At 44.7% G+C, this 24,938-nt stretch carries 19 protein-coding genes and 3 pseudogenes; 4 read left to right on the top strand and 18 right to left on the bottom strand.

The window, feature by feature from the left end; all coding sequences use genetic code 11:
• Positions 1-130 precede the first annotated feature (130 nt).
• Positions 131-1,006, top strand: a complete 876-nt coding sequence (locus tag L1D11_RS00110) for a LysR family transcriptional regulator (RefSeq protein WP_060982248.1) — start codon at positions 131-133, stop codon at positions 1,004-1,006.
• A 76-nt stretch (positions 1,007-1,082) separates the two neighbouring features.
• On the opposite strand, the gene purF is transcribed toward L1D11_RS00110, so the two are convergent.
• The 10 genes from purF to fabB form a co-directional block, all read right to left on the bottom strand.
• Complete coding sequence (purF, locus tag L1D11_RS00105; protein WP_239833086.1) at positions 1,083-2,597, bottom strand: amidophosphoribosyltransferase; 1,515 nt, start codon at positions 2,595-2,597, stop codon at positions 1,083-1,085.
• A 34-nt stretch (positions 2,598-2,631) separates the two neighbouring features.
• Positions 2,632-3,123, bottom strand: a complete 492-nt coding sequence (locus L1D11_RS00100) for a CvpA family protein (protein WP_009848678.1) — start codon at positions 3,121-3,123, stop codon at positions 2,632-2,634.
• Positions 3,124-3,184: 61 nt separating this feature from the next.
• Positions 3,185-3,751, bottom strand: a complete 567-nt coding sequence (locus tag L1D11_RS00095; protein WP_171731521.1) for an SPOR domain-containing protein — start codon at positions 3,749-3,751, stop codon at positions 3,185-3,187.
• Positions 3,752-5,017 carry a bifunctional tetrahydrofolate synthase/dihydrofolate synthase gene (gene folC / locus L1D11_RS00090; RefSeq protein WP_239833087.1) on the bottom strand — a complete coding sequence of 422 codons (1,266 nt, stop codon included), beginning with the start codon at positions 5,015-5,017 and terminating at the stop codon, positions 3,752-3,754.
• Positions 5,018-5,059: 42 nt separating this feature from the next.
• Entirely contained in the window at positions 5,060-5,986 is a 927-nt protein-coding gene (gene accD, locus L1D11_RS00085) for an acetyl-CoA carboxylase, carboxyltransferase subunit beta (RefSeq protein WP_239833088.1), read from the bottom strand.
• A gap of 175 nt (positions 5,987-6,161) precedes the next feature.
• Positions 6,162-6,956 carry a tRNA pseudouridine(38-40) synthase TruA gene (truA, locus tag L1D11_RS00080; RefSeq protein ID WP_239833089.1) on the bottom strand — a complete coding sequence of 265 codons (795 nt, stop codon included), beginning with the start codon at positions 6,954-6,956 and terminating at the stop codon, positions 6,162-6,164.
• Positions 6,957-7,101: 145 nt separating this feature from the next.
• Positions 7,102-11,658 carry a FimV/HubP family polar landmark protein gene (locus L1D11_RS00075; protein WP_239861956.1) on the bottom strand — a complete coding sequence of 1,519 codons (4,557 nt, stop codon included), beginning with the start codon at positions 11,656-11,658 and terminating at the stop codon, positions 7,102-7,104.
• A 208-nt stretch (positions 11,659-11,866) separates the two neighbouring features.
• A complete protein-coding gene (locus L1D11_RS00070; RefSeq protein ID WP_004737979.1) occupies positions 11,867-12,880 on the bottom strand; it encodes an aspartate-semialdehyde dehydrogenase in 1,014 nt (337 codons plus the stop codon).
• A 12-nt stretch (positions 12,881-12,892) separates the two neighbouring features.
• Positions 12,893-14,026 carry a 4-phosphoerythronate dehydrogenase gene (locus L1D11_RS00065; RefSeq protein ID WP_239833091.1) on the bottom strand — a complete coding sequence of 378 codons (1,134 nt, stop codon included), beginning with the start codon at positions 14,024-14,026 and terminating at the stop codon, positions 12,893-12,895.
• A 430-nt stretch (positions 14,027-14,456) separates the two neighbouring features.
• The gene (gene fabB / locus L1D11_RS00060; protein WP_239833092.1) at positions 14,457-15,668 is read right to left on the bottom strand and encodes a beta-ketoacyl-ACP synthase I; all 1,212 of its coding nucleotides are present in this window, start codon (positions 15,666-15,668) and stop codon (positions 14,457-14,459) included.
• Between the two features lie 56 nt (positions 15,669-15,724).
• Between fabB and mnmC the strand changes: the two genes are divergently transcribed.
• Positions 15,725-17,875 (top strand): bifunctional tRNA (5-methylaminomethyl-2-thiouridine)(34)-methyltransferase MnmD/FAD-dependent 5-carboxymethylaminomethyl-2-thiouridine(34) oxidoreductase MnmC, encoded by a 2,151-nt coding sequence (mnmC, locus tag L1D11_RS00055; protein WP_239833093.1) that lies wholly within the window; start codon positions 15,725-15,727, stop codon positions 17,873-17,875.
• 134 nt (positions 17,876-18,009) lie between these two features.
• Here mnmC and L1D11_RS00050 read toward each other — a convergent pair whose 3' ends face one another.
• The 4 genes and pseudogenes from L1D11_RS00050 to L1D11_RS00035 form a co-directional block, all read right to left on the bottom strand.
• Positions 18,010-18,531, bottom strand: a complete 522-nt coding sequence (locus L1D11_RS00050; RefSeq protein WP_239833094.1) for an NADPH-dependent FMN reductase — start codon at positions 18,529-18,531, stop codon at positions 18,010-18,012.
• Positions 18,532-18,706: 175 nt separating this feature from the next.
• Positions 18,707-18,970 (bottom strand): YfcL family protein, encoded by a 264-nt coding sequence (locus tag L1D11_RS00045; RefSeq protein ID WP_004737967.1) that lies wholly within the window; start codon positions 18,968-18,970, stop codon positions 18,707-18,709.
• Between the two features lie 9 nt (positions 18,971-18,979).
• Positions 18,980-19,204: pseudogene (locus tag L1D11_RS00040) on the bottom strand (elongation factor P hydroxylase); the annotation flags it as partial.
• A 240-nt stretch (positions 19,205-19,444) separates the two neighbouring features.
• Entirely contained in the window at positions 19,445-19,972 is a 528-nt protein-coding gene (locus L1D11_RS00035; RefSeq protein ID WP_239861954.1) for an elongation factor P hydroxylase, read from the bottom strand.
• Between the two features lie 306 nt (positions 19,973-20,278).
• On the opposite strand from L1D11_RS00035, the pseudogene L1D11_RS00030 reads away from it, so the two are divergent.
• Together L1D11_RS00030 and L1D11_RS00025 are read left to right on the top strand one after the other, a co-directional pair.
• Positions 20,279-20,421 (top strand): annotated as a pseudogene (locus L1D11_RS00030) (IS5/IS1182 family transposase); the annotation flags it as partial.
• A 347-nt stretch (positions 20,422-20,768) separates the two neighbouring features.
• Positions 20,769-22,334, top strand: a complete 1,566-nt coding sequence (locus tag L1D11_RS00025; RefSeq protein WP_239834788.1) for a peptidoglycan-binding domain-containing protein — start codon at positions 20,769-20,771, stop codon at positions 22,332-22,334.
• A gap of 229 nt (positions 22,335-22,563) precedes the next feature.
• On the opposite strand, the pseudogene L1D11_RS00020 reads toward L1D11_RS00025, so the two are convergent.
• The 4 genes and pseudogenes from L1D11_RS00020 to L1D11_RS00005 form a co-directional block, all read right to left on the bottom strand.
• A pseudogene (locus tag L1D11_RS00020) lies at positions 22,564-22,776 on the bottom strand (transposase domain-containing protein); the annotation flags it as partial.
• Entirely contained in the window at positions 22,766-24,262 is a 1,497-nt protein-coding gene (locus tag L1D11_RS00015) for an IS66 family transposase (protein ID WP_239861952.1), read from the bottom strand. The pseudogene L1D11_RS00020 and the gene L1D11_RS00015, both read right to left, overlap by 11 nt.
• 59 nt (positions 24,263-24,321) lie before the next feature.
• Positions 24,322-24,675 (bottom strand): IS66 family insertion sequence element accessory protein TnpB, encoded by a 354-nt coding sequence (tnpB, locus tag L1D11_RS00010; RefSeq protein ID WP_239833020.1) that lies wholly within the window; start codon positions 24,673-24,675, stop codon positions 24,322-24,324.
• On the bottom strand, positions 24,672-24,938 hold a 267-nt coding region (locus tag L1D11_RS00005), incomplete at its 5' end, for an IS66 family insertion sequence element accessory protein TnpB (protein WP_239833021.1). The genes L1D11_RS00005 and tnpB, both read right to left, overlap by 4 nt.

Here is a 24,938-nt window from a genome sequence, read left to right as displayed (position 1 = left end):
ACTCTTTGCTGGTAATTCGTGACAAGGGTTGGAATACTTGTAAATAGTGCAACGAGTTGACGTAACGCAAACATTGATCTCACTGTTACGTATAAATTAGGTGAGATTGTAAACAAATGTGTCTGGATTTATGAAATTAGATGATTTAAACCTCTTTCGACTCGTCGTTGAAAATGGGAGCTACACCGCAACATCGCGCAAGACTATGATCCCGGTTGCGACCATCACACGACGCATCCAAGCCTTAGAAGATTCTTTGAACCTTAGGCTTCTTAATAGACACGCGCGTAAACTTTCTTTAACAGAGGCAGGCGAACGTTTCTTCAATGAATGCTCTCCGCTATTGCAACGTCTCTCTTCTACAGCAGAAGAGTTAACTGACGTGTGCAAAGGCGCTTCCGGTAAGATTCGTATTACGGCACCCTCAAACCTGACCAAGCGCATGATGATGCCAATGTTCAGTGACTTCATGACTCAATACCCTGATATTAATATTGAGCTGATGATGAACAACCAAGCGGATCAGTTGGACCCAACGGAGTGGGATGTAATTTTCCGTGTCGGCCCACAACGTGATTCAAGCTTAATCGCAAGAAAGATCAGTGAAGTCAAAGATATTCTGATCGCAAGCCCTGAGTACTTAGCGAAGAATCCGGCTCCAAGCCATGCTGAAGAGTTAGCAAACCATTCGCTACTAAAAGGCTACCCGCTAATTAAGTGGCAGCTAAGTAATTCGAATGAAGAGACAGTAGTGAATAGCGAGAAAGGCCGCTTCAACGCCAATGCGCTTAATGTCGTGAGACAAGCGTGTTCTGAAGGCCTAGGTATCACACTGATGCCTGACGTGATGATTCGCGAATACATTGAAGATGGTAGCCTAGTGCAAGTCTTAGAAGACTGGAGCGCTAACCCTCGTGATATTTACATGCTTTATAACCACAAAGACCATCTACCTGAGAAAGTTAGATTGTTTATTGATTTTGTAATCGCGTACCACATTCACTAGGTTAATCCCCTACCTCACAAACAAAAAAACCAGAGCCGATGCTCTGGTTTTTTATATTCTCGTGACTAACTAAAAGCTAAGCGCCTTCGTTATGCAACTCTAGGTTAGCCAGGTCCTGTTGGATCTCACGCTGAACCTTTGAGTCGTCATTGCGCAAAGAATCTAGGAAATCTAAGTACGCTTGGTCGATATCGCCCGTTACATACTCACCGTTAAATACAGAAGTATCGAAACGTGCAATGTCTTGGTTGCCCATACCTACCGCAGCGATTAAATCTGGTAGCGTTTGGAAAATCAGAGCGTCTGCACCAATCTGCTTACAAATCGTTTCGTTATCACGACCATGAGCAATCAGCTCTGTCGCGCTCGGCATATCAATACCGTAAACGTTAGGGAAGCGAACCTCTGGAGCAGCTGAAACCATGAACACTTTGTTTGCGCCAGAATCGCGAGCCATCTCAATGATCTGCTCTGATGTCGTACCACGAACAATAGAGTCATCAACCAATAGAACGTTCTTACCTTTAAATTCAGAGCGGATTGCGTTGAGCTTACGGCGAACCGACTTCTTACGTTGTTGCTGACCAGGCATGATGAACGTGCGGCCAACATAACGGTTTTTTACGAAACCTTGACGGTACGGCTTGTCGATAGCTTGAGCGATGCGCAGTGCAATATCGTTTGATGTTTCAGGAATTGGGATAACCACATCAATATCTAAGTCTGCGTACTCTTCCTTAATGCGCTTACCTAGCATCTCACCCATCTCAACGCGTGCGCTGTAAACCGAGATTTTGTCGATGAATGAATCTGGGCGAGCAAAATATACAAACTCAAAGATACATGGGTTTAGTTGTGGGTTGTCTGCGCATTGCTTAGTGAAAAGCTCACCGTCGAACGTTGCGTAGATAGCTTCACCAGGTGCTACGTCACGCATGAAGTCGAAACCAACAGCATCCAGTGCTACAGATTCAGACGCTACCATGTACTCTGTTTTACCTTGAACTTCACGCTTACCAAGGCACAGCGGACGAATACCATGTGGGTCACGGAATGCGATCATGCCGTGGCCGATGATCATCGCAGTTACGGCGTAAGCACCACGAATAGTACGGTGCACATTTGCTACTGCGCGGAAAACGTCATCTGAAGTTACGTTACCTTTCACAGTATCGATCTCATGAGCTAATACGTTCAGTAGAACTTCAGAGTCAGAGGTTGTGTTTACATGACGACGGTCTTTTTCGAATAACTTCTCACGCACTTCGTTTGCGTTTGTCAGGTTACCGTTGTGCGCTAACGTAATGCCAAAAGGAGAGTTTACGTAGAAAGGCTGAGCTTCAGACGCACTTGAACTACCCGCTGTAGGATAACGAACATGGCCAATACCAACTTCACCTTGTAGGCGCTGCATGTGTTTTGCTTCAAAAACATCTTTTACTAAACCGTTCGCCTTACGCAGACGGAAACGATTGCTTTCTATGGTACAAATACCAGCGGCATCTTGGCCACGATGCTGCAATACCGTTAAAGCGTCATAAATAGACTGGTTTACAGGTGTTGAACCCACGATTCCAACAATACCACACATGTCCTAATCCTCGATTTTTCGACATTAACTGGCGCTAGAGCGCGCCAGATAAGAAACTAGATGTTGCTTGTAAATGCTCGAAGAACGGCGCAATGATTCGACTAAATTCCGGAACCAATTGCGAATTCTTCCACCACTCAGAACTTGGGAATGCAGTAAACGCATCCATGAAAAACAACACTGCAGAAACAATCAAAACACCACGTAAGCCACCAAAGACGACCCCGAGGATTCTGTCTGTACCTGACAGGCCTGTTTTCTGAACTAGTTGACCGATGACATAGTTAACTAAGGCACCAACAACTAACGTTGCAACAAACAATGCTGCTATCGCAGTTCCGTTTCGAAACATCTCATCTTCGATATTGGTGAAGTACATCGCTAATTTAGCGTAGTACTGGCTAGCAATAAAAAATGCTCCAAACCAAATTACGAGTGACAAGGCTTCTTTAGCGAAACCACGAACTAAACTGATCACGGCAGAGAAGCCGATCACGCCTAAAATGACAAAATCTAACCAATTCATGAATTCTTCATCTTAAGTTGGCGCGCATTTTAACAGAAAAAATGCTAACGCAAACGTTTTCTTATGGATTTAACGGTTTAAATTTGAGCAATTGGCCTTTTGAACCCGTAATTTTTTCTAATTCCTTAATTTGTCGCTCAAGTTTGGATTTAGATACATCTGGGCCAATAATTACTCGCGTAAAAGTTTTTTCTTGCTTGGTGTGAGCCTGATAACCACGCTTTTGCAAATCCTTAACCACGCTTTTCGCGTTGTCAGCATTCTTCAAAGCCATCAATTGAATGATCCAAGCGCTGTCTTGGTACTCATTTTTTTCAGGTACTGGCTTAACCACAACCGCCACTTTATCTGCTTCTTTCTCAGAAGCCGAGGCCGTTTGGGTTTCTGATGATCCGCCGCTTTCGGCCACTCGCTCGACCGGAGAGTCCGGCAGTGCAATCTGATCTTCCACTGGGTCAAGCACCTCAAACACTTCAACATTGCTATCAAGTTCAGGCTTAATAGGAATGCTTGCAAACTCTTCTTTATAGTGAAGCTTTTTACCATCGAGCACATCTGGCAATACAATCACGCCAATGGCCACTAAAATGATGGTGCCGACTAAGCGGCTCTGAAATTTACTTGCCATCTAGTTTCCTTTTTTCTGCCAATGCTCCAACACTTCCCCTACTGTATGGAAAGAACCGACCACCAACACGACATCGTCTTCACCTTTCGCTGATGCTAATGCCGCCTCAAACGCCGCAACCGGATTTGTATGCTGCTCAACACCTTGAGGAAGGCTTTGACAAAGTTCAGCTGCTGTTGCCGCACGTGGCCCTTGCAAAGAAGCGGGGTACCAGTGTGTTGCGATTGGCGCTAACACTTCTAATGTCGCTGGAATGTCTTTGTCATGAAGCATAGCGACTACAACGTGCAAGTTCTTGCCCGCATATTTTTTAGTAACTTGCTGTGCAAAGTATTCTGCTGAATGTGGGTTATGAGCCACATCGAGCACAATCACAGGCTGGTCGCTAATTTGTTGCATGCGCCCAGAAAGCTGAGCGTTCTTCAAACCATTAACCACGTTCACATCGCTAATATCTAACTCTGATGTGCCCAGTGCCATCAATGCCGTTGCCGCGTTAGGGAGTGGTAATGTTGGGATAGGAAGTGATTCCAGTTGGAATGCACCGCTATGCCAGTTCCACGTATCACCATCAACGGCATAGGTGTATTGAATACCGACCTGATAAAACTGAGCTTTGATATCATCGGCGTGCGCAGCAACCGTCGCCGGTGGCTTAGGTTGACCACAGATAGCCGGCTTACCGCTACGGTAAATACCCGCTTTCTCAAAACCAATCACATTAATGTCATCACCAAGCCAATCTACGTGGTCTACCGCCAAGCTCGTAATCACAGAGACGTCGTGATCAACAATGTTGGTTGCATCTAAGCGGCCACCTAGACCGACTTCTAACAACACAACATCGACCGCTTCCGTTTGAAAAGCACGTAACGCGGCCAAAGTACCGTATTCGAAGAAACTAAGGCTGATTTCACCGCGTTCTTTCTCGATAAAATCAAAAGACTGAACCATCTTTTCATCAGATAGATCTTGGCCGTTGATACGAACGCGTTCGTTGTAACGAATTAAGTGAGGAGAGCTGTAGACACCAACAGAGTATCCCGCATCTAATAGAATGGCTTCCATTAAGGCACATGTTGAGCCCTTGCCATTGGTTCCGGCAACAGTAATGACGTGTTTAGCAGGTTTGGTAAGATTTGCCTTAGAGGCGACGGCCTGAACTCGGTCTAGTCCAAGATCAATAGCACTGGTGTGGATGTTTGATAAATAATCAAGCCACATCTCCAAAGAGGATGTGGCTTGAGGAATAGGTTGTTGACTCATCTAACTCATAACCATAATAAAGTTGGTTTGTTAGAAGGTACTTTACCCTTTTTCTGGCGCTTCTGGTACTTCATAAGCAGCTTCATTCGGTGAATCGTTCACAGAAACTACTAATGGTGAAGGCTGATTGGTCATTTTTGCAACTAGGCTAGCTACGCGCTGACGCATTTCACGACGGTCAACGATCATGTCGATAGCACCGTGGTCTAATAAGAACTCACTACGTTGGAAACCTTCAGGTAGGTCTTCACGTACCGTTTGTTCGATTACACGACGACCAGCAAAACCAATAAGTGCTTTTGGCTCACCGATGTTGATATCACCAAGCATTGCCAAACTTGCAGAAACACCGCCCATTGTTGGGTCAGTCATTACTGAAATAAACGGTAGGCCTTTCGCAGAAAGACGCTCAAGTGCAGCACTGGTTTTTGCCATTTGCATTAGAGACATTAGTGCCTCTTGCATACGCGCACCACCACTTGCAGAGAAACAAACTAAACCACAGTTGTTTTCAATAGCAGCATCTACAGCACGAACAAAACGAGCACCTACCACAGAGCCCATTGAACCGCCCATGAATGAGAATTCAAAAGCACACGCTACGATTGGTAGACCTAGTAGTTCACCTTTTATTGCTACAAGTGCGTCAGTTTCACCACTGTTCTTTTGAGCAGCAGAGATACGCTCTTTGTAACGCTTAGAGTCTTTGAACTTCAGTTTGTCTTGCGGCTCAAGATCTGTACCAAGTTCAACACGCTCATCTTTGTCTAGGAATGTTTCTAGGCGGCGACGTGCTTTCATGCGCATGTGATGGTCACATTTTGGACATACTTCTAGGTTACGCTCTAGTTCAGCATGGTAAAGCACCTGCTCACAAGAAGTACATTTAGTCCAAACACCCTCAGGGATAGACGCTTTACGAGATGTTACGATGTTGCTTTTTTCTAAAATCTTTTCAAGCCAACTCATGGAAGACCTTTTGTTTCGATTCTTCCGCTTGATTGCGAAAGAAATAAATTTGGGAATTATGCGAAGAGATTAAAGCACATAAAACAGCAAGTGTAGATAAAAAACTGGTTGTACCTATTTTCTTGAGCTATTTTACGCACGATTTCGCAATATTTTTTGAACCTAAGTCCCACATTTAGTTCAAATTATCTGGAAGAAACAAAGGACCAATTGGCTCTCTTGGAAGACCAAATTCTTCTGGATAATCCACGTCCACTAAATAGAGACCTTCGGCTTTGGCGGTCGCTCCAGCCAACTTACGATCTTTCGCTTCTAGCAGCCACTTAATCCACTCTGGCTTCTGTTCACCTTTACCGACAGCTATTAGGCTACCCGTAATGTTTCTCACCATGTGGTGTACAAATGCATTCGCTTTAATATCAATGACGATGTAATGACCATAACGAGTCACGTTCAAGTGAATCATGTTTCGCCACGGGCTGTGAGATTGACAATGTGTCGCTCTGAACGACGTGAAATCATTTTCACCCAGCAGGTACTGACCAGCCTCATGCATCTTTTTCTCGTCAAGATGACCATGATAGTGGCTCACACCTGAATTCAAGATTCCAGGACGCAGTGCATGGTTAAAAATGATATAGCGGTAACGGCGCGCTGTTGCAGAGAAGCGAGCATGAAAGTCTTCATTCACTTCAGTTGCCCAACGAACAGCGATGTCTTTAGGCATGTTGGCATTTGCACCCATTGTCCATGCCACCATTTTGCGGTCGACATTGGTTTCAAAGTGAACGACTTGTCCCGTACCGTGAACACCGGCATCCGTTCGTCCTGCACATTGAACTTCTACTGGGTGATTTGCGACAACCGAAAGAGCCTTTTCCAATTCTTCTTGGACACTTTTCACGTCTCGTTGGCGCTGCCAACCAAAGTAGTGGGTACCGTTGTATTCAATACCTAAAGCAATTTTCATGTTCTTGTTCTCTTTGAAAATGGGCGAGAAGTATATACGGAAATGAGTGCTATCCCAAATAGGATGGGACTAAATCTACAATATTAAAAGAACGACCCGCCAAAAATAAAGGGTAGCCAATGCTACCCTTTATATCTCGTCCAGTTTATCGTCCGTTTAGCGTATCGATAAGATTCTTGGCTTCTCGGCGAATATCGTCGCTTCCGTCTACAATCGCCTCTTCCAACAATTTGATCGCGCCTTGAGAGTCACTCATCTCAATGTAGATTTTAGCGAGATCAAGCTTACCTGCTGCTTCAGCGTTGCTATCGACATCATAGTTTCCAATATCGCCAATTACGTCAGGGAATTCGTTCAGACCAACATCCAGTTTCAGTTCTTCTTCATCTGGATTAATGGCATCTTCATCCTCTTGCTCAACTTGAGCCATCAATTCATCGATGGTCATGTACTGCTTATCACGACTGTTCGATGATTCGGTTAAGTTATCTTGCTGCGCCCAATTCTCTTCTTTGATTTTAGGTTCAGCTTGCTGCTCTGCTGACGCCCAGATCTCTTGTTGATCATCGGGTACATCATCTTGCATGCTCGATTGCTGTTCTGGCGCAAGATTAAAACCTTTCCAATCTTCACCGCCAACCTCAAGCATTGCGTCAATGTCTAACCCAGCACTATCAATCGATGTCGCATCCAATGGCTTATCAAACATGTTGTCGACAGAGTCTTGAACATCTTCAGAAAGCAGCTCAGCTAATGCTGTCTCATCAAAGTCATCAAAGCCTTCTAGTGGTTCGTCTTGAACCGCTGTAGGCGTTGAGTTTGGGTCTGAAGCCGCGCTCAGTGATTCTTCTGGCTGTGTAAAACCGGTCAACTCAGACTCTTGTGAATTCGAGAAATCTTCAGCGTTACTGAAGCTCTGCGGGTTTGAGAACAAATCATGCAACGCATCTTGCTCTTCGCCTTGTGGGCTGAAAGAAGTCAGTGGTGTCGGTTTCTCTGCAAATGCGTCAGAGATCGCTTCATCTTCACCGTATTCAGGTAAATCGAACTCGTCAAACTGTACACCTTGCTCTTCCGCAACAGGCTCTGCACTGCTCTGCTCAATATCATCTAAAACAGAGTCCGCTTTAGCACTTTCTTCATCGTATTCTGGAAGGTCAAGATCATCGAACTCAAACTTCTCGCTACCATCCGATAAATCCTGCTCTAACTGAGCTTCATCAGGTTCACTCACAGCCTCAGCAAGTGCGTCTTCTTCACCAAACTCCGGTAGCTCAAAGTCGTCCAAGGAGAATTCGTCTTCACTTTGTTGCTCTGTAGCTTCTGGTTGTAGTGCTGTTTCAGGCTGAGACTCAGCTTGCGGTTCAATGGCAGTTTCAGCCTCAGCTTCCGCCAATGCATCTTCTTCATTAAATTCTGGAAGCTCGAAATCATCAAACGAGAATTCATCTTCGCTCTGTTGCTCTACTGATTCTGGCTGCAGGGCCGTTTCAGGTTGAGACTCTAGCGTTGGTTCTTCAGCAGTTTCAGCAACTACTTCAGTGGTGTCTTCGTCAATCAGCCAATCGTCATCTTGTGGTACACCGAATTCATTTGGAATGATCTCTGGCATGTTCGCAGCACGAATTGGCTCTGGCTCTGGCTCTGGCTCTGGCTCTGGCTCTGGCTCTGGCTCTGGCTCTGGCAAGAATTCAACAACACTATCGAACTCTTCGCTACCTTGAATCTTAGGTTCAAAGTCAAAATCAGAGTCAACGTTCGATGGAGATTCTACATCGTTGATCGCTTCAGCTAGCCAGTCTTCAACTGTATCTTCATCATCCTCAGAAATGTCACCTAATGAAGCTGGAGACGCAGCCTCGTTATCAAATCTTGGCGCGCTTTCTTCTGAACTGCCTAGTTCCGGTAAAGGTTTAAGCTCAGGTTGCTCCTGCTCAAACTCCTCAAGATTGTTATTTTCAGAGAGTAACGAATCGATATCTAACTCATCGCTTTCAACCTCTGGCTTCGTCTCTTCGACCGCTGGTTCAATCACATCAGATTGAGCGGGTTGCTCAGAAACTTCTTCGACGTGTGCGCCCAATTCTGGCGTCATCAACTCATCGATAAGCGCTTCATCAGTGGTGTCCAACGGGTCATTGAGTAGCGCATCTGTAGCTGGTGCTACACCAAACATATCATCGATAAAGTCATCACGATTAAATGCAGCTTCATCGTTCTTAAGCTCAGGTTCTATAGTATTTTCTGTCGCTTCTGTACTTACTAGCTCGTCGTTAAGTTCGATGTCGTCGACTTGTGGTTCTGGCTCTGCAACTACCGGCTCATCAAGCTCAGCTTCAGAAGATTCAGGTGCAGCAGAAGGCTCAGAAAGTAACGACTCAATATCAGCCTCTGCAAGGCTACTTACATCATCACTTGGTGTGCCGAATGCAGCTTCTAGCTCTTTATCAAAGGCTTGCTCTTCAGACTCAACCTCGTCTTCAATACCACTCGTCAGTAGCTCATCGAATGGATCCAGAGATTCAGTCGCTGACTGATCGTCTTCATCCGCCGACAGCTCGCTTCCTAGCAGCTCATCCAAGGTTTCATCACTGTCTAGAGTAAGCTCGGTATCATTGATTTCGTCGTCAAGAAACTCATCTAATAGGTCGGTGCTCTCAGCATCAACCTCAAAGTCATCGTCCAAGTTGCTAAGCAGCTCATCTAGCGTCTCTGTGCTGTCTTCAGAAATATTCAGTTCATCATCGGTTGATAAGCCTGACAGTTCTTCCAATTCAGACAGAGCGTCAAAACCTAGAGGTTCACCTTCAGAATCCTCATCAGAGTCGTTCTCCAGCATCTCATCGAGTAGGTCTGTCGAGTTACTTAAATCGACATCAGCGCCTGCTAATTGCTCGTCAAGCAGGTCAACACTCTCCTGCTCGTCTTCGCTTTCCAAAGGTTGGTCAAACTGAGCCAAAATGTTTTCAATATCGTCATCAGACGCCAAACCACTATTTAGGTCTTTGGCACTCTCATCATCGCTATCTAGATTGAAAGGATCACTCTGTTCATTCTGAGCAGCCACTTGCGCGAAGATTTCATCAATATCATCTTCAACACTTGTTGGCTCTGGTTGAGAAGTTTGCTGTTCGGAAATAAGTGCATCGATATCAAAATCATCGCTTGCAGACGTGTCTGTGCTCGGCGTCGAATCACTTTGCTCTTCTGAGATCAGTGCATCAATATCGAAACGGTCATCGTCTTCGTCATCCAGTGCAAACAGATCATCTAGCATAGACTGGTCCAGTTCGTTGGAACCTAGGTCTTCCGTCTGCGATTCTTGAGATAATAGCGCTTCAATGTCATCAGCAGACATTGAGTTGTCGTCCGACAGGTCAAAGTCACCATCATCAGAATCAAGCGCGCTTTCTGCCGTCTTATCAAGCGCACGCTCCATCTCTTCTAGGCCAAGCGCTTTCTCTTCGCCATTAACACTAATACCGTTGCTGCTGTCTAAATCTAGATCATCGAAGTTAGTGTCTAAATCACCGTTCTCACCAATGCTGGCAAACGGATCATCGTCTTCACCATCAAGGTTAAAATCGAGGTCTGATTCATCTAGGCCAGCAAACACATCGTCTTCGTCAGCCAGTGCTTGGTCATCAAATAGCTTATTCGCATCATCTTCAGTTCCAAACAGCTCGTCATCAAGAGACAACTCATTGTCGAGGTCGTCGATCTCATCAGCCAGCATCATTGGGGCAGCGCTGCTTAGCTCAGGCTGAATAGGCTGATCTTGCGTTGGTTGCTGTTGCTCTTCATTTTTTGAGCGGCGACCCAACAAGATCACAATGATAAGACCAAGAAGAAGGCCAGGAATGATCGCAAGTGCAGCCACTAGCCAGCCATTCGACAATAACTGGTCCATTGCACTTGGTGCCATTTTTTCAATTTCCGCGTTCTTTCTGCGCTCTTCAGCAAGTAACTTTTCAACTTCACTGCGAATACGGTCTTCGTCGCTAAGCTCTGTCTTAAGCACATCCACTTCAGACTGAACATCCGACAACATCAAGCGAAGTTGATGGTTCTTCTCCTCGAGAGATAGAAGCTCGCTTTCAGATAGCTCTAGCTGCTTCTCTAGTTTGTTCATCTCTTTAACAGAAGAAGATGGCGCACCAGAAGCCACTTTTTTCGCGGTTTCTACAGCAGGAGTTGGCTTGGCAGGCACCGGATTTTTCGATACCACATTCGATTGGTTTGAAGCTTGAGCAGCTTTTGGCTTACCTGCTGGTTCATCAAGCTTTGCCAAATGCGAGTTCATGATGTTGATCGCTTGTTGCGTAGAGCTCGCACGAGCTTGCTCTAAAGAAGGGACACGTAAATGGCTAGCAGGCAATAAGCTATGGATATTTTGGTTTTCAAACGCTTGTGGGTTCAATCGGTATATTGCCAACAAGGTTTGTTGGACGGAAACAGAGTTATCTGGTCGCAGTTTTGAGGCGATAGACCACAATGTTTCATTGCCACGTGTTGGACCGTAGAAACGAGAAGGCTCTGCGCTATTCGATTGAGCTCTTTGAAGAGGTTCTGAAAAAGTAGGCGCTGATTGTATCTGACCATTAGGCCCTACAACTCGAATGGAATCTGCACGAACAACGGAAATCTGAGTCGCAATGATAACGGCAAAAGGTATTAACCACTGCTTGAAAATTTGAAACATAAAAGGCTCAGCTAGGTGCTTAAATTCGGATAATGTGATGATCTATTAAATATATCGGATAAATGACGTAAAACTATAGAGATGAAAACAAAAAATGTGTTGCAGCGACAATATTCGCAGCAATTTCACACAATTTGACTAACAATATTTTTAATCGATTAAAAAAGCCCCACTAAAGAGTGAGGCTTATTTATCAAAGCGGTGAGGCTTAGAAGTAATCGCGAATCAGAACTTCAGCGATTTGTACTGCGTTTGTCGCCGCGCCCTTACGAACGTTATCCGCAACTACCCACATGTTGATGCCGCTGTGATGGCTGATGTCGTTACGAATACGACCTACCATTACGTGGTCTTTACCACCGGCATCACGCACTTGTGTTGGGAATTCCATACCGTGGAAAACTTCAACACCTTCTGTGTTCTCTAGCAGTTGAACCACTTGCTCAGCACCGATTGGTGAGCGTGTCTCCACGTGTAGAGATTCTGCGTGTCCGTAGAATACCGGTACACGAACACACGTTGGGTTCACAGTGATTGAAGAATCGTTAAAGATTTTTTGTGTTTCCCAAACCATCTTCATCTCTTCGCGCGTATAGCCGTTTTCCGTAAACTCATCAATTTGAGGGATACAGTTGAACGCGATCTGCTGTGGGAATGCTGAGTTTTCAGCTGGCATACCATTTAGAAGCTTAGCTGTTTGACCAGCAAGCTCATCGATACCTGTTTTACCTGCACCAGACACCGATTGGTAAGTCGACACGTTGATACGCTCTAAACCGACTTCATCGTGAATTGGCTTAAGCGCAACCAGCATTTGAATCGTTGAACAGTTTGGGTTCGCAATGATGTTACGGTTGCGGAACTCAGCAATTGCTTCAGGGTTCACTTCCGGCACAACCAGTGGAACATCGTATTCGTAGCGGAACTTAGATGTGTTATCGATAACAACAACACCTTCATCCGCAGCAACTGGTGCCCATTGTTCAGAAAGGTCGCCACCAGCAGAGAAAAATGCGATATGAACTTGAGACCAATCGAAGTCTGCTACGTTCTGCACTTGTATCGTCTTACCATTAAAGCGGTAAGTTTTACCTTCACTACGTTCACTTGCTAGTAAGTGCAGTTCACCGATAGGGAATTTACGCTCTTTAAGTACTTCAAGAATGGTTTCACCAACCGCACCAGTCGCACCTAAAATAGCAATATTAAATTCTTGGCTCATTGTTTCTCTCTTTTATAAAGTTGGCTTTACCATAAAACCGAGTTTAGCTAACGGCGCTAGATTACAAGAATCATCACCTGTTAACTCGACTGCACTGTACTCTCTGCGGTCCCAATATTCTTTACGCATCTTGTCAAAAGAACCTGGCGTAGCGATATTGCGACGGAATAAGGCATCGTCTTTGCGCACATCATAGATCAACTGAGTCAAATTGTGCAGTGTTGCTTCGTCCCAAGCTCTATCTAATTTCATTTGAGGTACAGGCGCTGTCGGCAATAGGTCGCTTGCGTAAGCGCGTTGTTCACTACCCAAGAACTCACAGTAGCTGTTAAAGATCATCGTTGTACCGCGTGCTTTGCCCTCTAGACCGTAGCCCGCTACGTGAGGTGTTGCGAAAGCAAGTAAAGGGAGCAGCTCCATGTCCACTTCAGGTTCAAACTCAAATACATCAAGGACAGCCGTGAAGCCATCAGCTTTTTGCAGACGAGCTTTTAGTTCTTGGTTATCAACCACAGGGCCGCGAGCGGCATTAATTAGGATCTGGTCAGCACGTAAGTTATTCAGCACTTGCTCGTTGATCAAATGATGGGTTGGGAACTCACCCGTTCTCGTGATCGGGATATGCAGAGTGATCACATCTGATTGCTCAAGCAGAGTTTCTAATTCAGTGAACTCACGAGCATCGCCCTCTTGCTGTTTTAGAGGGTCGTTCAGTAAAACCTTAATACCAATACCTTCGAGGCATTTTGCTAAGTAGCTACCCACTTGACCACAGCCAATAATACCGACTGTTTTATCAAAAACAGAGAAGCCTTGTTGCTGCGCAAGAACCATCATCGCGCTGAACGCATATTCAGCCACACCCACTTTGTTACAGCCCGGTGCCGCAGTAAAGAAAATGCCACGCTCTTTCATCAATTCTTGGTCGACGTGATCCATACCAGCCGTTGCGGTACCGACAAACTTCAGTTTATTGGCTTTGCTGATTAATTCTTCATTCACCTTGGTGACAGAGCGAATCATCAGTGCGTCTACGTCAACCAGATCGTCCGCAGTTAATATGCGACCAGACTTCATTGTCACTTCACCTAGCTGGCTAAAAAGCGCTTCAGCATAAGGCATGTTTTCGTCGATTAAGATTTTCATTTGGCGAGTACTTTTGTTGGGGTCTATCGACCTAAATGTGAATTGAAATGATTGTGCAAAATTCCACACACGGTGTCGAGTAACAAATGGAATACATTATGAATAAAGGCTTGTTGAGATTAGGATGATTACCCTACTCAGCTTCTACTACTCAAGCCTAAAACGAAAAATGCCCGATTGAATTAACAATCGGGCAAACATCCAGAACAAAAGGATCCTATCTCGCTCTCCAGGAGACAGAGTCTGCGTCTGTTCGACCAGTACTAACTAAAGTCACTACTGATCAAGCTCTGGAAACCTTTCCATTTCTAAACCTATGTTTAGAAAGCTTTGTTCCGTGGGTCATGGTTAATGGGTTACCTGTGCGTGTTGAAACTGCACTCGCATCACCCGTTAACAATTAACCTTTATCTATCTAATTCAAGCCTAATTAAGCTTGGTATTTTTTGATTACTAGCGTTGCGTTCGTACCACCGAAACCAAAGCTGTTAGACATAACTGTTGTTAGCTCTTGTTCACGAGCTTCAGTTACGATGTCTAGGCCAGCAGCTGCTTCGTCTAGGTTAGAAACGTTAATGCTTGGCGCGATGAAGCCATTGTCTAGCATTAGCGTTGAGTAAATCGCTTCGTGTACGCCAGCTGCACCTAGAGCGTGACCTGTCATCGCTTTAGTTGCTGAGATTGCTGGGCTGTTGTCACCAAATACTTCTTGGATAGCACCTAGCTCTTTCACATCGCCAACTGGAGTTGAAGTACCGTGAGTGTTCACGTAGTCAACGCCATCAACGTTTTGCATTGCCATCTTCATACAACGAACCGCGCCTTCACCAGAAGGGGCAACCATGTCGTAGCCATCGGAAGTTGCGCCGTAGCCTACGATCTCACCGTAGATTTTCGCGCCACGAGCTTTAGCGTGCTCAAGCTCTTCGATAACTAGCATGCCGCCGCCACCAGAGATAACGAAACCGTCACGGTCTGCATCGTAAGTACGAGAAGCTAGCTCAGGTGTATCGTTGTACTTAGTAGAAAGTGCGCCCATTGCGTCGAACATCATAGTCAGAGACCAATCTAGCTCTTCACCGCCACCAGCAAATACTACGTCTTGCTTACCTAGTTGGATAAGCTCCATTGCGTGACCAATACAGTGTGCAGATGTTGCACATGCAGAACTCATAGAGTAGTTCACGCCACGGATTTTGAATGGTGTAGCAAGACAAGCAGAAACCGTAGAAGCCATTGTACGTGGAACCATGTATGGACCAACGCGCTTCACGCCTTTCTCACGAATGATGTCTACTGCGTTTACTTGGTTTAGAGATGAAGCACCACCTGAACCCGCTACGATACCCGTGCGGTCATTAGATACTTGATCTTCAGTTAAACCAGAATCAGCAATTGCTTGCTCCATTGAAAGATAAGCGAATGCCGCTGCATCACCCATAAAGCGCATCTTTTTGCGATCAATATGGTCAGCAGGGTTCATTTTTAGGTTACCCCAAACTTGAGAGCGCAAGCCATTTTCCTTGAACTGCTCTGAAGCGGTAATACCAGATTTACCCTCTTTCAGTGATGCTAAAACTTCTTCGACGTTGTTACCGATACTTGAAACAATACCCATACCGGTGATTACGACTCGTTTCATGTGACATTCCTATAATTCTAAATTCAGCTAGATGATAACTAAGAAGCCTAACAAAAGTGGTCAGCTTTCCTAGAAATTCGTACAATCCCTACCAACATATCGCTTCAAATCACAAAATGATAGATTTTATGACTTCAATTACTAATGCAGAACTGGAATGGAATGAGTCTGGCACGCCAGTTTCAGACCAATTTGACGATGTTTACTTCTCCAACGTGAATGGTTTGGAAGAGACTCGTTACGTTTTTTTAAAGCAAAACCACCTTCCAGAGCGTTGGCTTGAACATGATCAGCGCCGTTTTGTGATCGCTGAAACCGGCTTTGGTACAGGCCTCAACTTTCTTGCGGTGTGCCAATGGTTCGATGTTTTCCTTAAAGATAACCCACAAGCGATGACCAAAGAGTTACATTTCATCAGTTTTGAAAAATATCCTTTAAATAAAGAGGATCTCATCACAGCACATCAATCGTGGCCAGAATTAGCCGAGTATGCGACGCAACTCCAAGAATACTACCCTATCGCATTGCCGGAATGTCACCGCATTGTGATGGGTGATGGCGCTATCACGCTTGATTTATGGTTCGGCGACATCAAAGATTGTATGCCAAACGTGCCTACACCAAAGAAAGGTTTGGTAGATGCATGGTTCCTAGATGGATTCGCCCCGAGCAAAAACCCCGAGATGTGGAACCAAAACCTATTCAATGGCATGGCAAAGCTCGCCAAGCAAAATTGTAGCTGTGCGACTTTCACCGCAGCTGGTTTCGTGCGTCGTGGGTTGATTGAAGCTGGCTTTGAGATGAAGAAGGTCAAAGGCTTTGGCACTAAGCGAGAAATGATTGCTGGCCGACTTGGCGAAAAACGTGCTCATACCAATATCAAACCTTGGTACGGCTTATCAGAGCACAGTGACTCACAAGACATCGCGATCATCGGTGGTGGTGTTGCCAGTGCTGCGTTGGCTAAAACACTGAGCCGCCGTGGTAAGAGCATCACACTTTACTGTGAACACCAGCAAGCTGCAGGTAACGCCTCTGGTAATAACCAAGGTGCGATTTACCCGCTGTTGAGTGAGGCGACCTCAAACGTTTCGCGTATATTTGGCCCGGGGTTGTTGTTTGCTCGCCAGTTCATCAATCAAGCTGCAAAATCGGTTGAATTCGATCATAACTGGTGTGGTGTAAATATTTTGATGTGGGATGAAGGATCGACTAAGAAGCTCAATCGCATGTTGGAAGGTAATTTCCACACCGATTTGATTCAGCGTTTATCGCCAGAGCAAGCAAACGAAAAGATCGGTTTGCCAGTTGATAAACAGAGTGTCTACTTTCCTCTAGGTGGTTGGCTAAGCCCACTTCAGCTTACTCAAGGTTTGATTGGCAAGTTAGAAGAGAGCAACCAAGTGAGCGCACTCTATCAACATCAAGTGACTCAACTTGAGTGGCTCGAAGCTGAACAACAATGGTTAATGACGATTGAGACACCTCAGGGTGAGATTCAAACCAAGCATGACCAAGTGGTTGTCGCGAACGGACACAAGTTCACTCAGTTTGAACAAACTCAGCCAGTACCACTTACTCCGGTTAAAGGCCAAGTGAGCCATATTCCGACCACGGAAAATCTTAGCAAACTCAAAACCGTGTTGTGCTTTGATGGCTACTTAACACCACAAAACCCAAACAATGGACACCATTGTATTGGCGCTAACTACGACAAAACAAACATCGACCAAGAGTTTGATGCTGAGGTTCAACAGCACAATGGCGAGCGCCTTCATGGCTCACTGCCAAATCAAGCCTGGACAAAAGAGGTCGATACCAGTGGCAACCTAGCGCGCCAAGGTATCCGTAGTGTAAGCCGCGATCACCTCCCGTTTATCGGCAACGTTGGTAACTTTGAAGCCATTAAAGAGCAGTACCAAAATCTGCATAACTTTAATCCACAGCGTGACTCGGTTGACGATGTTGAAACCGTCACTAGCTTCCCTAACCTATTCTGCTTTATCGGTTTAGGCTCGCGAGGGTTAAGCTCTGCTCCCCTACTCGCAGAAGTTTTAGCATCACAAATTTGTGGCGATCCACTGCCTCTTCCTGCTGATGTACTGGAAGCCCTTCATCCAAGCAGAATGTGGGTGCGTAGGCTGCGTAAAGGTAAGGCGTTAACAGCAGGATGGGTTGCAGATAAACAAGCGAAAGCCAATCAATAGCTGACGGATTACTCGTTCGTTAATTCAGAGTATTTGTAATGAAAAAGCCCGAGTGACACTACGTCTCTCGGGCTTTTTGTATCTGATGACTTAAACTTTCAAACGACTTTACTGGGTTTAAGCACTAATAAGAGTTAAAGCTTAGCGACAGCTTCTTTAATCTGCTGTGCGAACTCTTCGTTGCTGATAGCGCCAGATTCAAAGTCGAAGTTATCGTAGAAGCTTGGTACTGAAACCGATGCTTTAACGTTACCGCCAAAGTACGGTGCAGAACCCGTTACCGCGCCAAGTACTGTTTGCGCACCACCAGGGCCAGGAGACGTCGCTAGGTATACCGCAGGCTTCTCACCAAACACTGAGCGCTCAATACATGTTGCCCAGTCAAATAGGTTTTTATACGCTGCTGGGTAGTGACCATTGTGTTCTGCGAAAGAGATCACGAATGCGTCTGCTTCTGCTAGGTCACGCAAAAAGGCTTGTGCACCTTCAGCTTGGCCAATCTCTTTTTCAGTGTCTTCACTGAACATAGGAACGTTGTAATCATTGATATCGAGAACTTTTACGTCAGCACCTTCAATCAAGTTAGCTGCGTAAGTTGCTAGTGTTTTGTTGATAGAGGTAGAGCTTGTGCTTGCGCCGAATGCGATAACTTTCATGATGTAACCCTCTCTGTAATCTCGTTAAGTGGGATTAGAATAACGTAGTCAGAAAATGGCACCATCACAAGGATTGAACAGACTCATTCAAAAATTTCGAATGAGTCTCAAACTATTCACTACTCAGCAAAATGGAAAGGAAGGGACTGAGCAGACAATGATAAATAACCCGCGATTAAGCTTGGTTTTGCAGCTCAACCCAAAGGTCATTCACAATGGTGCGATCTGCAGGTGTTAGTTCAGAGCGAGCATCATCTAGGCTCTTCTCAATGCGCGCTTTTACTTCTGCCAAATCTTCAATACCTTCTTCTTCACATGAAGCCACTGAAAGAGAAATATGACCACGTAAGTAACCACCCGCAAACAGTTCGTCGTCTGATGCGTTTTCAATGCGAGCATCAATTACTTCAAGTAGTTTTTCTTCAAATTCGATAATCATAATATTCTCTTATTTCACAATAAACTGGCTAGCACACAGAGGTTCTACATCGCAGAAGTCGCGCAACGCTTCAGAAAGCATTTTGACTCTTGGTGGAAGACCAACTTCTAAGATACCCATGACTTCGTTGTGTACTTTATTCATAAAGACCAAACAATCTGGCTCAAAATCGCCGTGTAGACTGTCACAGCTGACATTAAAAGGAAAGTAAGTAGAAGCCTTATTTAGAACAAAAAGAGCCTTAATACAGCACCTAGGTCTTGATAAAACTGGCTTTAAGGTTTTTTGGCGAAGGCAAGTGGAAAGTAAAAACACATGTTACGATGGAGAGATACTTTCAAGCTTACTCAAACAAAAACGCGTCACATCATAGAGAAGTCTAACGATGGACCCTATGATAAAAGAGCTTTTCACCATGCCATTTGAGCGAGGTTTAAGCCCTAATAAATTACATTTCGTCTTGTCTGCTCTCCTTTACGCCCCAATTGAATATGTCGTGAGCGACTTCCCCCCCTTTGCAGCCTCCTTCAATCCATTCAATGCTTTTTTAGCCGTTAGCGGAGGATCGACTAACATTTGATTATAATAATGATCTAATTTCAATAAAAAGCCATCAGAAGGGGGGCGGCCTGAAAAGTCATCAATACTTGCTGAAAATCTAATACCCAGGATTTGGCACATTGCTTTTTCTAACCCTTGAGGGCGAGCCTCAACGAGTTCAAACTTTTTTTGTTCTTCTTGAGTTCTGCCACAAGGAGAGTACCAGTAACCAAAGTCATCTATATTTCTTCGCCGACCACCCGCTAAACAATAATGTGCCATTTCATGTAATAGGCTTCTAGGGTAATTACTTCGATAATAAATTGTTGCGTTAGAATCTTCTTTTGGGGATGAGTAATAGGGTTCTTCAGCTCCACCGATGATCGTCAAGTTAGGGAATATGTTTTTGAAGACTTCAGTCAAGTAATGGCAAAGTTCATCATCAGTCAGTTTGTTTTGCATTTGTTTGTAACCTTAGTTGTTATCCTGCACTAAATGTCAACATTGATAAGCTCATAAATCAACGGCTCTATCGCTAACATTTCTTTTCAAATTGTCATTCATGCCTTAGAAAAAATTCAATGCTATCCGAAAGCAACGTTTACAGTGCTAGCATGAACAAAACAACACGTTTACTGCACGTCATAGCCTCACGACAAGACCTCGTTAAAAAAATCAACTGAATACAATACAACCAAGCACTAATTGCCCCCTGATTCTCTAACCTTTTGGATCGGTAATGGTGCTTACAGAACAAGAATGTTCCAAAGAAATCTAGCGTTTGATTGTCAGAACTGTATTGCTCAAACAACCACTGGAAAAAGTGGAATGTTGACCATGAGCATTCACTCTCAGAAACGGCGGCATATAGCGCTTTACCGTCGTTAGGAGGTCAATTAAGTCTAAGAAACCATGCTGCTCTGATTAGGGGATATACACCATGATGATAAGTTTTTAAGTAGATCATTAACTGATGAAGTATTCCTAAGATGACTGCTGGCTAATGAACTTCTGGATTAATGTCGCCAATAATACAAGATTGGGTTATCGAAAAGTTCCTTATAACAATAGAAAAATTGCATATTTTGTGGACGTTAAGATGGGCAATTCTGGTTTTTCTGAACTAGAGTCTAATTGTTGCCAAGTAGGAAGCGTGAGTATTAAGGATATTTTTCACGCTCAAATACTCACACATTGGTGACTAGAATTCGTATCTTTTAAAAAAATTAACTACTTGTCCCCTTATTAAGGAGTAAATATGGTCGATTCAAGTAAGCTAGCTTTTAAGCTGAATTTAATTTCAATTGCACTGTTACTGAGCGCATGTAGTACGACTCAACCAAACACTGCTGCCACAGGGCTTTCTGCTGCAGAATTAGAGCAACGCAACAATACACTGTTAGAAAGAGAAAAGGCAGTGGCCAAGCGCGAGGCAGAAGCTCAAGAAGTCATTAGCCAGGCTCAAGCAAGCTCTGTTAAAGCAAACAAAACTGATACAATGGTGGAAGAATTATTACCACCAAACGCAAAGTCTGGTGAATGTTACGCTCGCGTTTGGGTCGAACCAACTTATAAAAATTACACTGAAACCGTCTTGGTTAAAGAGGCAAGCGAGCGTTTTGAAATTGTTCCCGCGAGTTATCAAACAGTTGAAGAAACAGTGTTGGTACAACCGGCGGGTTTCAAAATGGTAGCGGTTCCCGCTACATATGACTTTATCACAGAACAAAAACTCGTAAAGAAAGCGAGTACCCAATGGTTGGTTGATTTAAAAAAGGGGAGTGCTCCGGCAAGTAAAGAAGTGTTAGATGCTGCTTCTGCTCATGGTATCGATTTAGATTCAGCAACAGTAGGAATGTGTTTCCACGAGCATTATTTACCAGCTAAATATGAAAAGGTAAATGAACCCGTTCTGATTAGTGAAGCCTCTGAAGTTGTCAAAATTGTCCCAGCAAAATACCGATGGGTTGAAAAACAAGTATTAGTCAAAGAAGAAAGTAGCCGAATCGAGCAGGTGCCAGCCAAATATAAGACCGTGACAGAAAAAGTTGTTGACGTACCAGCTCATACAATTTGGAAGAAAGGTACCGGTCCGATTCAAAAGATCAATGAAGCAACAGGAGAAATCATGTGCTTAGTTGATGTCCCTACGACATACAAAACATTGTCAAAACGCGTTCTAGTAACACCAGCGTCCACCCGTACAGTAGCAATACCGGCTGTATATAAAACCGTAAAAGTACAAGAGTTAGTCTCTGAATCCAAAGAAGTTCGCACCTCTGTACCGGCAAAATATAAAGATGTAACCGTGACCAACCAGGTAGCAGGTGTTGGTTTTATTTGGCATGAAGTACACAATCATGAACATCCAGCCAGTACTCGTACAGGTAAAAAAATATGTTTAACAGAGAGCCCAGCTAAATATGAAACGGTCAAACGTCGTGTCGTTTCTCAAGAAGCGGGGAGCAAACGCATAGAAATCCCAGCGAAATACAAAACGGTACAGCTAACTAAGCTTACTTCCCAAGCATCAGAAAAACGCATCGAAATACCCGCTGAATATAGCACGGTTAATCTTAAGAAAATCGACCAAGATGGGTTCATGGAATGGCGCTCTATTCTATGTGACACAAACATGACACGCGCAACTATAATTGATATTCAAAATGCTTTGAAAAGCAAAGGATACAATCCTGGCCCTATCGATGGGGATGTTGGACCACTAACCGTCAAGGCTGTAAACGCCTTCCAAACAGACAATAACCTACCAACCGATAAATACATTAACATGGAGACAGTAAGAGCTCTCGGGGTCAAAATATAGTCCATTATTATCCCGAATGTTAACATCGAGATCATGCCAGACAGCCCAACTGTCTGGCTCTTCTATTCCTTTAAAATCACCTTGTATTCGAATTATTTCACACGTCTTGACGTTTTATTCGTATCCGCAGAGTAAAGACAAAGACACTCTGGTACTTTTTCGCAGACATTAAGGGAACAGAAGACCAATAATAATCGTATGCGCCCCATGAACCCACGGGGCGGTGTTGTTAATGTTTGAAGTTCCAAGGTAGGAGCGCATCGATATCAGGCTCAGCTTTCGCGAGCTCTTTCATGCACTTGACTATGTAGTCGTAGAGGATAAGGCCGTTGGCTTTCGCTGTCTCGACGATGCTGTAAAGCATCGCGCTCGCATCAGCACCATTTGGTGTATTTGAGAAGAGCCAATTTTTTCTTCCAATGACCAGCGGTTTAATGGCGCGTCTCAGCTTTCGCGAGCTCTTTCATGCACTTGACTATGTAGTCGTAGAGGATAAGGCCGTTGGCTTTCGCTGTCTCGACGATGCTGTAAAGCATCGCGCTCGCATCAGCACCATTTGGTGTATTTGAGAAGAGCCAATTTTTTCTTCCAATGACCAGCGGTTTAATGGCGCGTTCAGCACGATTATTATCGATAGATAAATGACCGTCATCGATATAGCGGATAAGTTTCGGCCATTGGCCGAGCGTATACTTAAGCGCTTTTCCTAATGGACTAGAGCTTATTACTTGTTGAGACGTCATCCAGTCGTACAGCTCATCCAGTATCGGCTTGGCATGCTGTTGACGTTCTGCTTTTCGTGTTTCGACAGTCGCACCTTTTAAGCGCGACTCTATCCCATAGAGCTTCTGGATTTTGGCTAGCGCTTTATCTGCTTTGCCTGACTTACCTTTACCTTGAAGCTTCTTAGCATCCATGAACTTACGCCGTGCATGCGCCAAGCAACCAACATTGGTTAMGTGATGAAGACCATCATAGGCACCATAGCCATCGGTTTGCAGATAACCACTGTAATCCCCCAAGAAGGCAACAGGGCATGCCCTCGCGCGACTGTTTTGATAGTCGTACAAGGCGATATTCTTTACATTCGGCAGTGCAGCGTCGGGCGAGTCTGCGCCCGAGCAGTAGAGCCACATATAACACTGTTTATCTTCTTTGAGGACATTGAGCGGCGTTTCATCTGCCTGAACCACCACTTGTTGAAGTAGATGCTCTTTTAAGGCGGCATAGAGGGGTTTGAACTTCTCACTGACTTGGATAACCCACCTTGCCATGGTAGTTCGTGATAGCTCGATACCCGACTGAGTAAACAGCGACTCTTGGCGGTACAGTGGCATTGCGTATTGATATTTACCAAGGATGATATTGGCCAGCAAGCTTTCTGTCGCGAAGCTTTTAGGGATGATGCTCTGGGGCGCTGGCTTTTGAACGATGTGGCTTTTGTCTTCAGTTTGCTCGCACTGACGACAAGCATATTTAGGACGAACATATTCTAGGACTTTGAGCACAGCTGGTGAGAACTCAAGTTTCTCAGTGCGGTCTTCACCGATTTTATGCAGACTATGTTGGCAGCATGCACACTGTTTTTCATGGTCGTCTAAATCAAGTTCGATAACCTCACGAGGCAAAGTCTTTGGAAGTGGCTTGCGTTTACCACGCTTCTTCGTTGTGGTCGTCGTTACCTCAACCTCTTCTTCCTTAGCGGCTTCACATTCCACTTCGTTGAAGAGGTCACCTTGAGATTCATCGTAAGGCTTTAACGCCTCCGAGCGTTTTGCGAACTGGCGGTCGAAAGCAAGTTTGAGTTGCTCAAGCAGAGATTGACGCTCTTGTTTCCATTGGTTTTCTGACACCATCAGCGCTTTCACCATCGCTTGTAGCTCGGCAACATCTTGGCTTTCTGGGTTGATAACTGGCGTTTTTTTCATGGCATTTATTATACTAAAACCATGCCATTAATGCTTGGTAGATAAGGCTTTATTATCGACTAAGTCATTGTAAAATCGTTTATTTGAACGGGTTTATGGCCGATAATCGTGAAGCCAGAAAGCAGTCTATCAAGCTCGAATTTAGTCAGGGTAAACACTTCATTTTTCTCTTTTATAGGCCATTTATACTTGGCTTTTTCAAGGCGTTTATACCAAAGTGCAAAGCCAGTTTTATCCCAGTACAGCACTTTGATTTTGTCGCGCTGTTTATTGGTGAACARGAACAGTGCGCCGCTTCCCAAGGGTAAATCGGTGTCACTTTCGATAATCGCCGCGAGGCCATTGATGGACTTTCTAAAATCGACACTCTCACGATACAGATAAATCTCTGGTGCGCTGAGCATATGTTTCATGACAAGGCTCCAATGAGTTCTGCCAGGTAGGCAGCGGGCGTGCCTTGAGGAATGCTCAACTCCACATCATTGATGAGAAGTGTCATGTTAGCGGTGGCTATTTGAGCTTGATATTTCGTTGTCTTTTCGACGACCTCTGCCCGTACAAAGCCTTGAGAGACATCTGCTTTTTTGAGTTGCTGGCGCTTAGCATAAAACGTCGAGGGATTGAGTTCATTAAGCTTACAAAATGCAAGCGTTGACAATGAACTCGATTCAGACTG

The sequence above is a fragment of the Vibrio sp. Isolate32 genome, assembly GCF_022397955.1.
Taxonomy (GTDB): Bacteria; Pseudomonadota; Gammaproteobacteria; order Enterobacterales; family Vibrionaceae; genus Vibrio.
This window is presented reverse-complemented; position numbering and strand designations above follow the sequence as displayed.

Coding starts and splice junctions, on each gene's coding strand:
- L1D11_RS00110 (WP_060982248.1), top strand. CDS start 131: ATGAAATTAGATGATTTAAACCTCTTTCGACTCGTCGTTGAAAATGGG.
- purF (WP_239833086.1), bottom strand. CDS start 2,597: ATGTGTGGTATTGTTGGAATCGTGGGTTCAACACCTGTAAACCAGTCT.
- L1D11_RS00100 (WP_009848678.1), bottom strand. CDS start 3,123: ATGAATTGGTTAGATTTTGTCATTTTAGGCGTGATCGGCTTCTCTGCC.
- L1D11_RS00095 (WP_171731521.1), bottom strand. CDS start 3,751: ATGGCAAGTAAATTTCAGAGCCGCTTAGTCGGCACCATCATTTTAGTG.
- folC (WP_239833087.1), bottom strand. CDS start 5,017: ATGAGTCAACAACCTATTCCTCAAGCCACATCCTCTTTGGAGATGTGG.
- accD (WP_239833088.1), bottom strand. CDS start 5,986: ATGAGTTGGCTTGAAAAGATTTTAGAAAAAAGCAACATCGTAACATCT.
- truA (WP_239833089.1), bottom strand. CDS start 6,956: ATGAAAATTGCTTTAGGTATTGAATACAACGGTACCCACTACTTTGGT.
- L1D11_RS00075 (WP_239861956.1), bottom strand. CDS start 11,658: ATGTTTCAAATTTTCAAGCAGTGGTTAATACCTTTTGCCGTTATCATT.
- L1D11_RS00070 (WP_004737979.1), bottom strand. CDS start 12,880: ATGAGCCAAGAATTTAATATTGCTATTTTAGGTGCGACTGGTGCGGTT.
- L1D11_RS00065 (WP_239833091.1), bottom strand. CDS start 14,026: ATGAAAATCTTAATCGACGAAAACATGCCTTATGCTGAAGCGCTTTTT.
- fabB (WP_239833092.1), bottom strand. CDS start 15,668: ATGAAACGAGTCGTAATCACCGGTATGGGTATTGTTTCAAGTATCGGT.
- L1D11_RS00050 (WP_239833094.1), bottom strand. CDS start 18,531: ATGAAAGTTATCGCATTCGGCGCAAGCACAAGCTCTACCTCTATCAAC.
- L1D11_RS00045 (WP_004737967.1), bottom strand. CDS start 18,970: ATGATTATCGAATTTGAAGAAAAACTACTTGAAGTAATTGATGCTCGC.
- L1D11_RS00035 (WP_239861954.1), bottom strand. CDS start 19,972: ATGCAAAACAAACTGACTGATGATGAACTTTGCCATTACTTGACTGAA.
- L1D11_RS00025 (WP_239834788.1), top strand. CDS start 20,769: ATGGTCGATTCAAGTAAGCTAGCTTTTAAGCTGAATTTAATTTCAATT.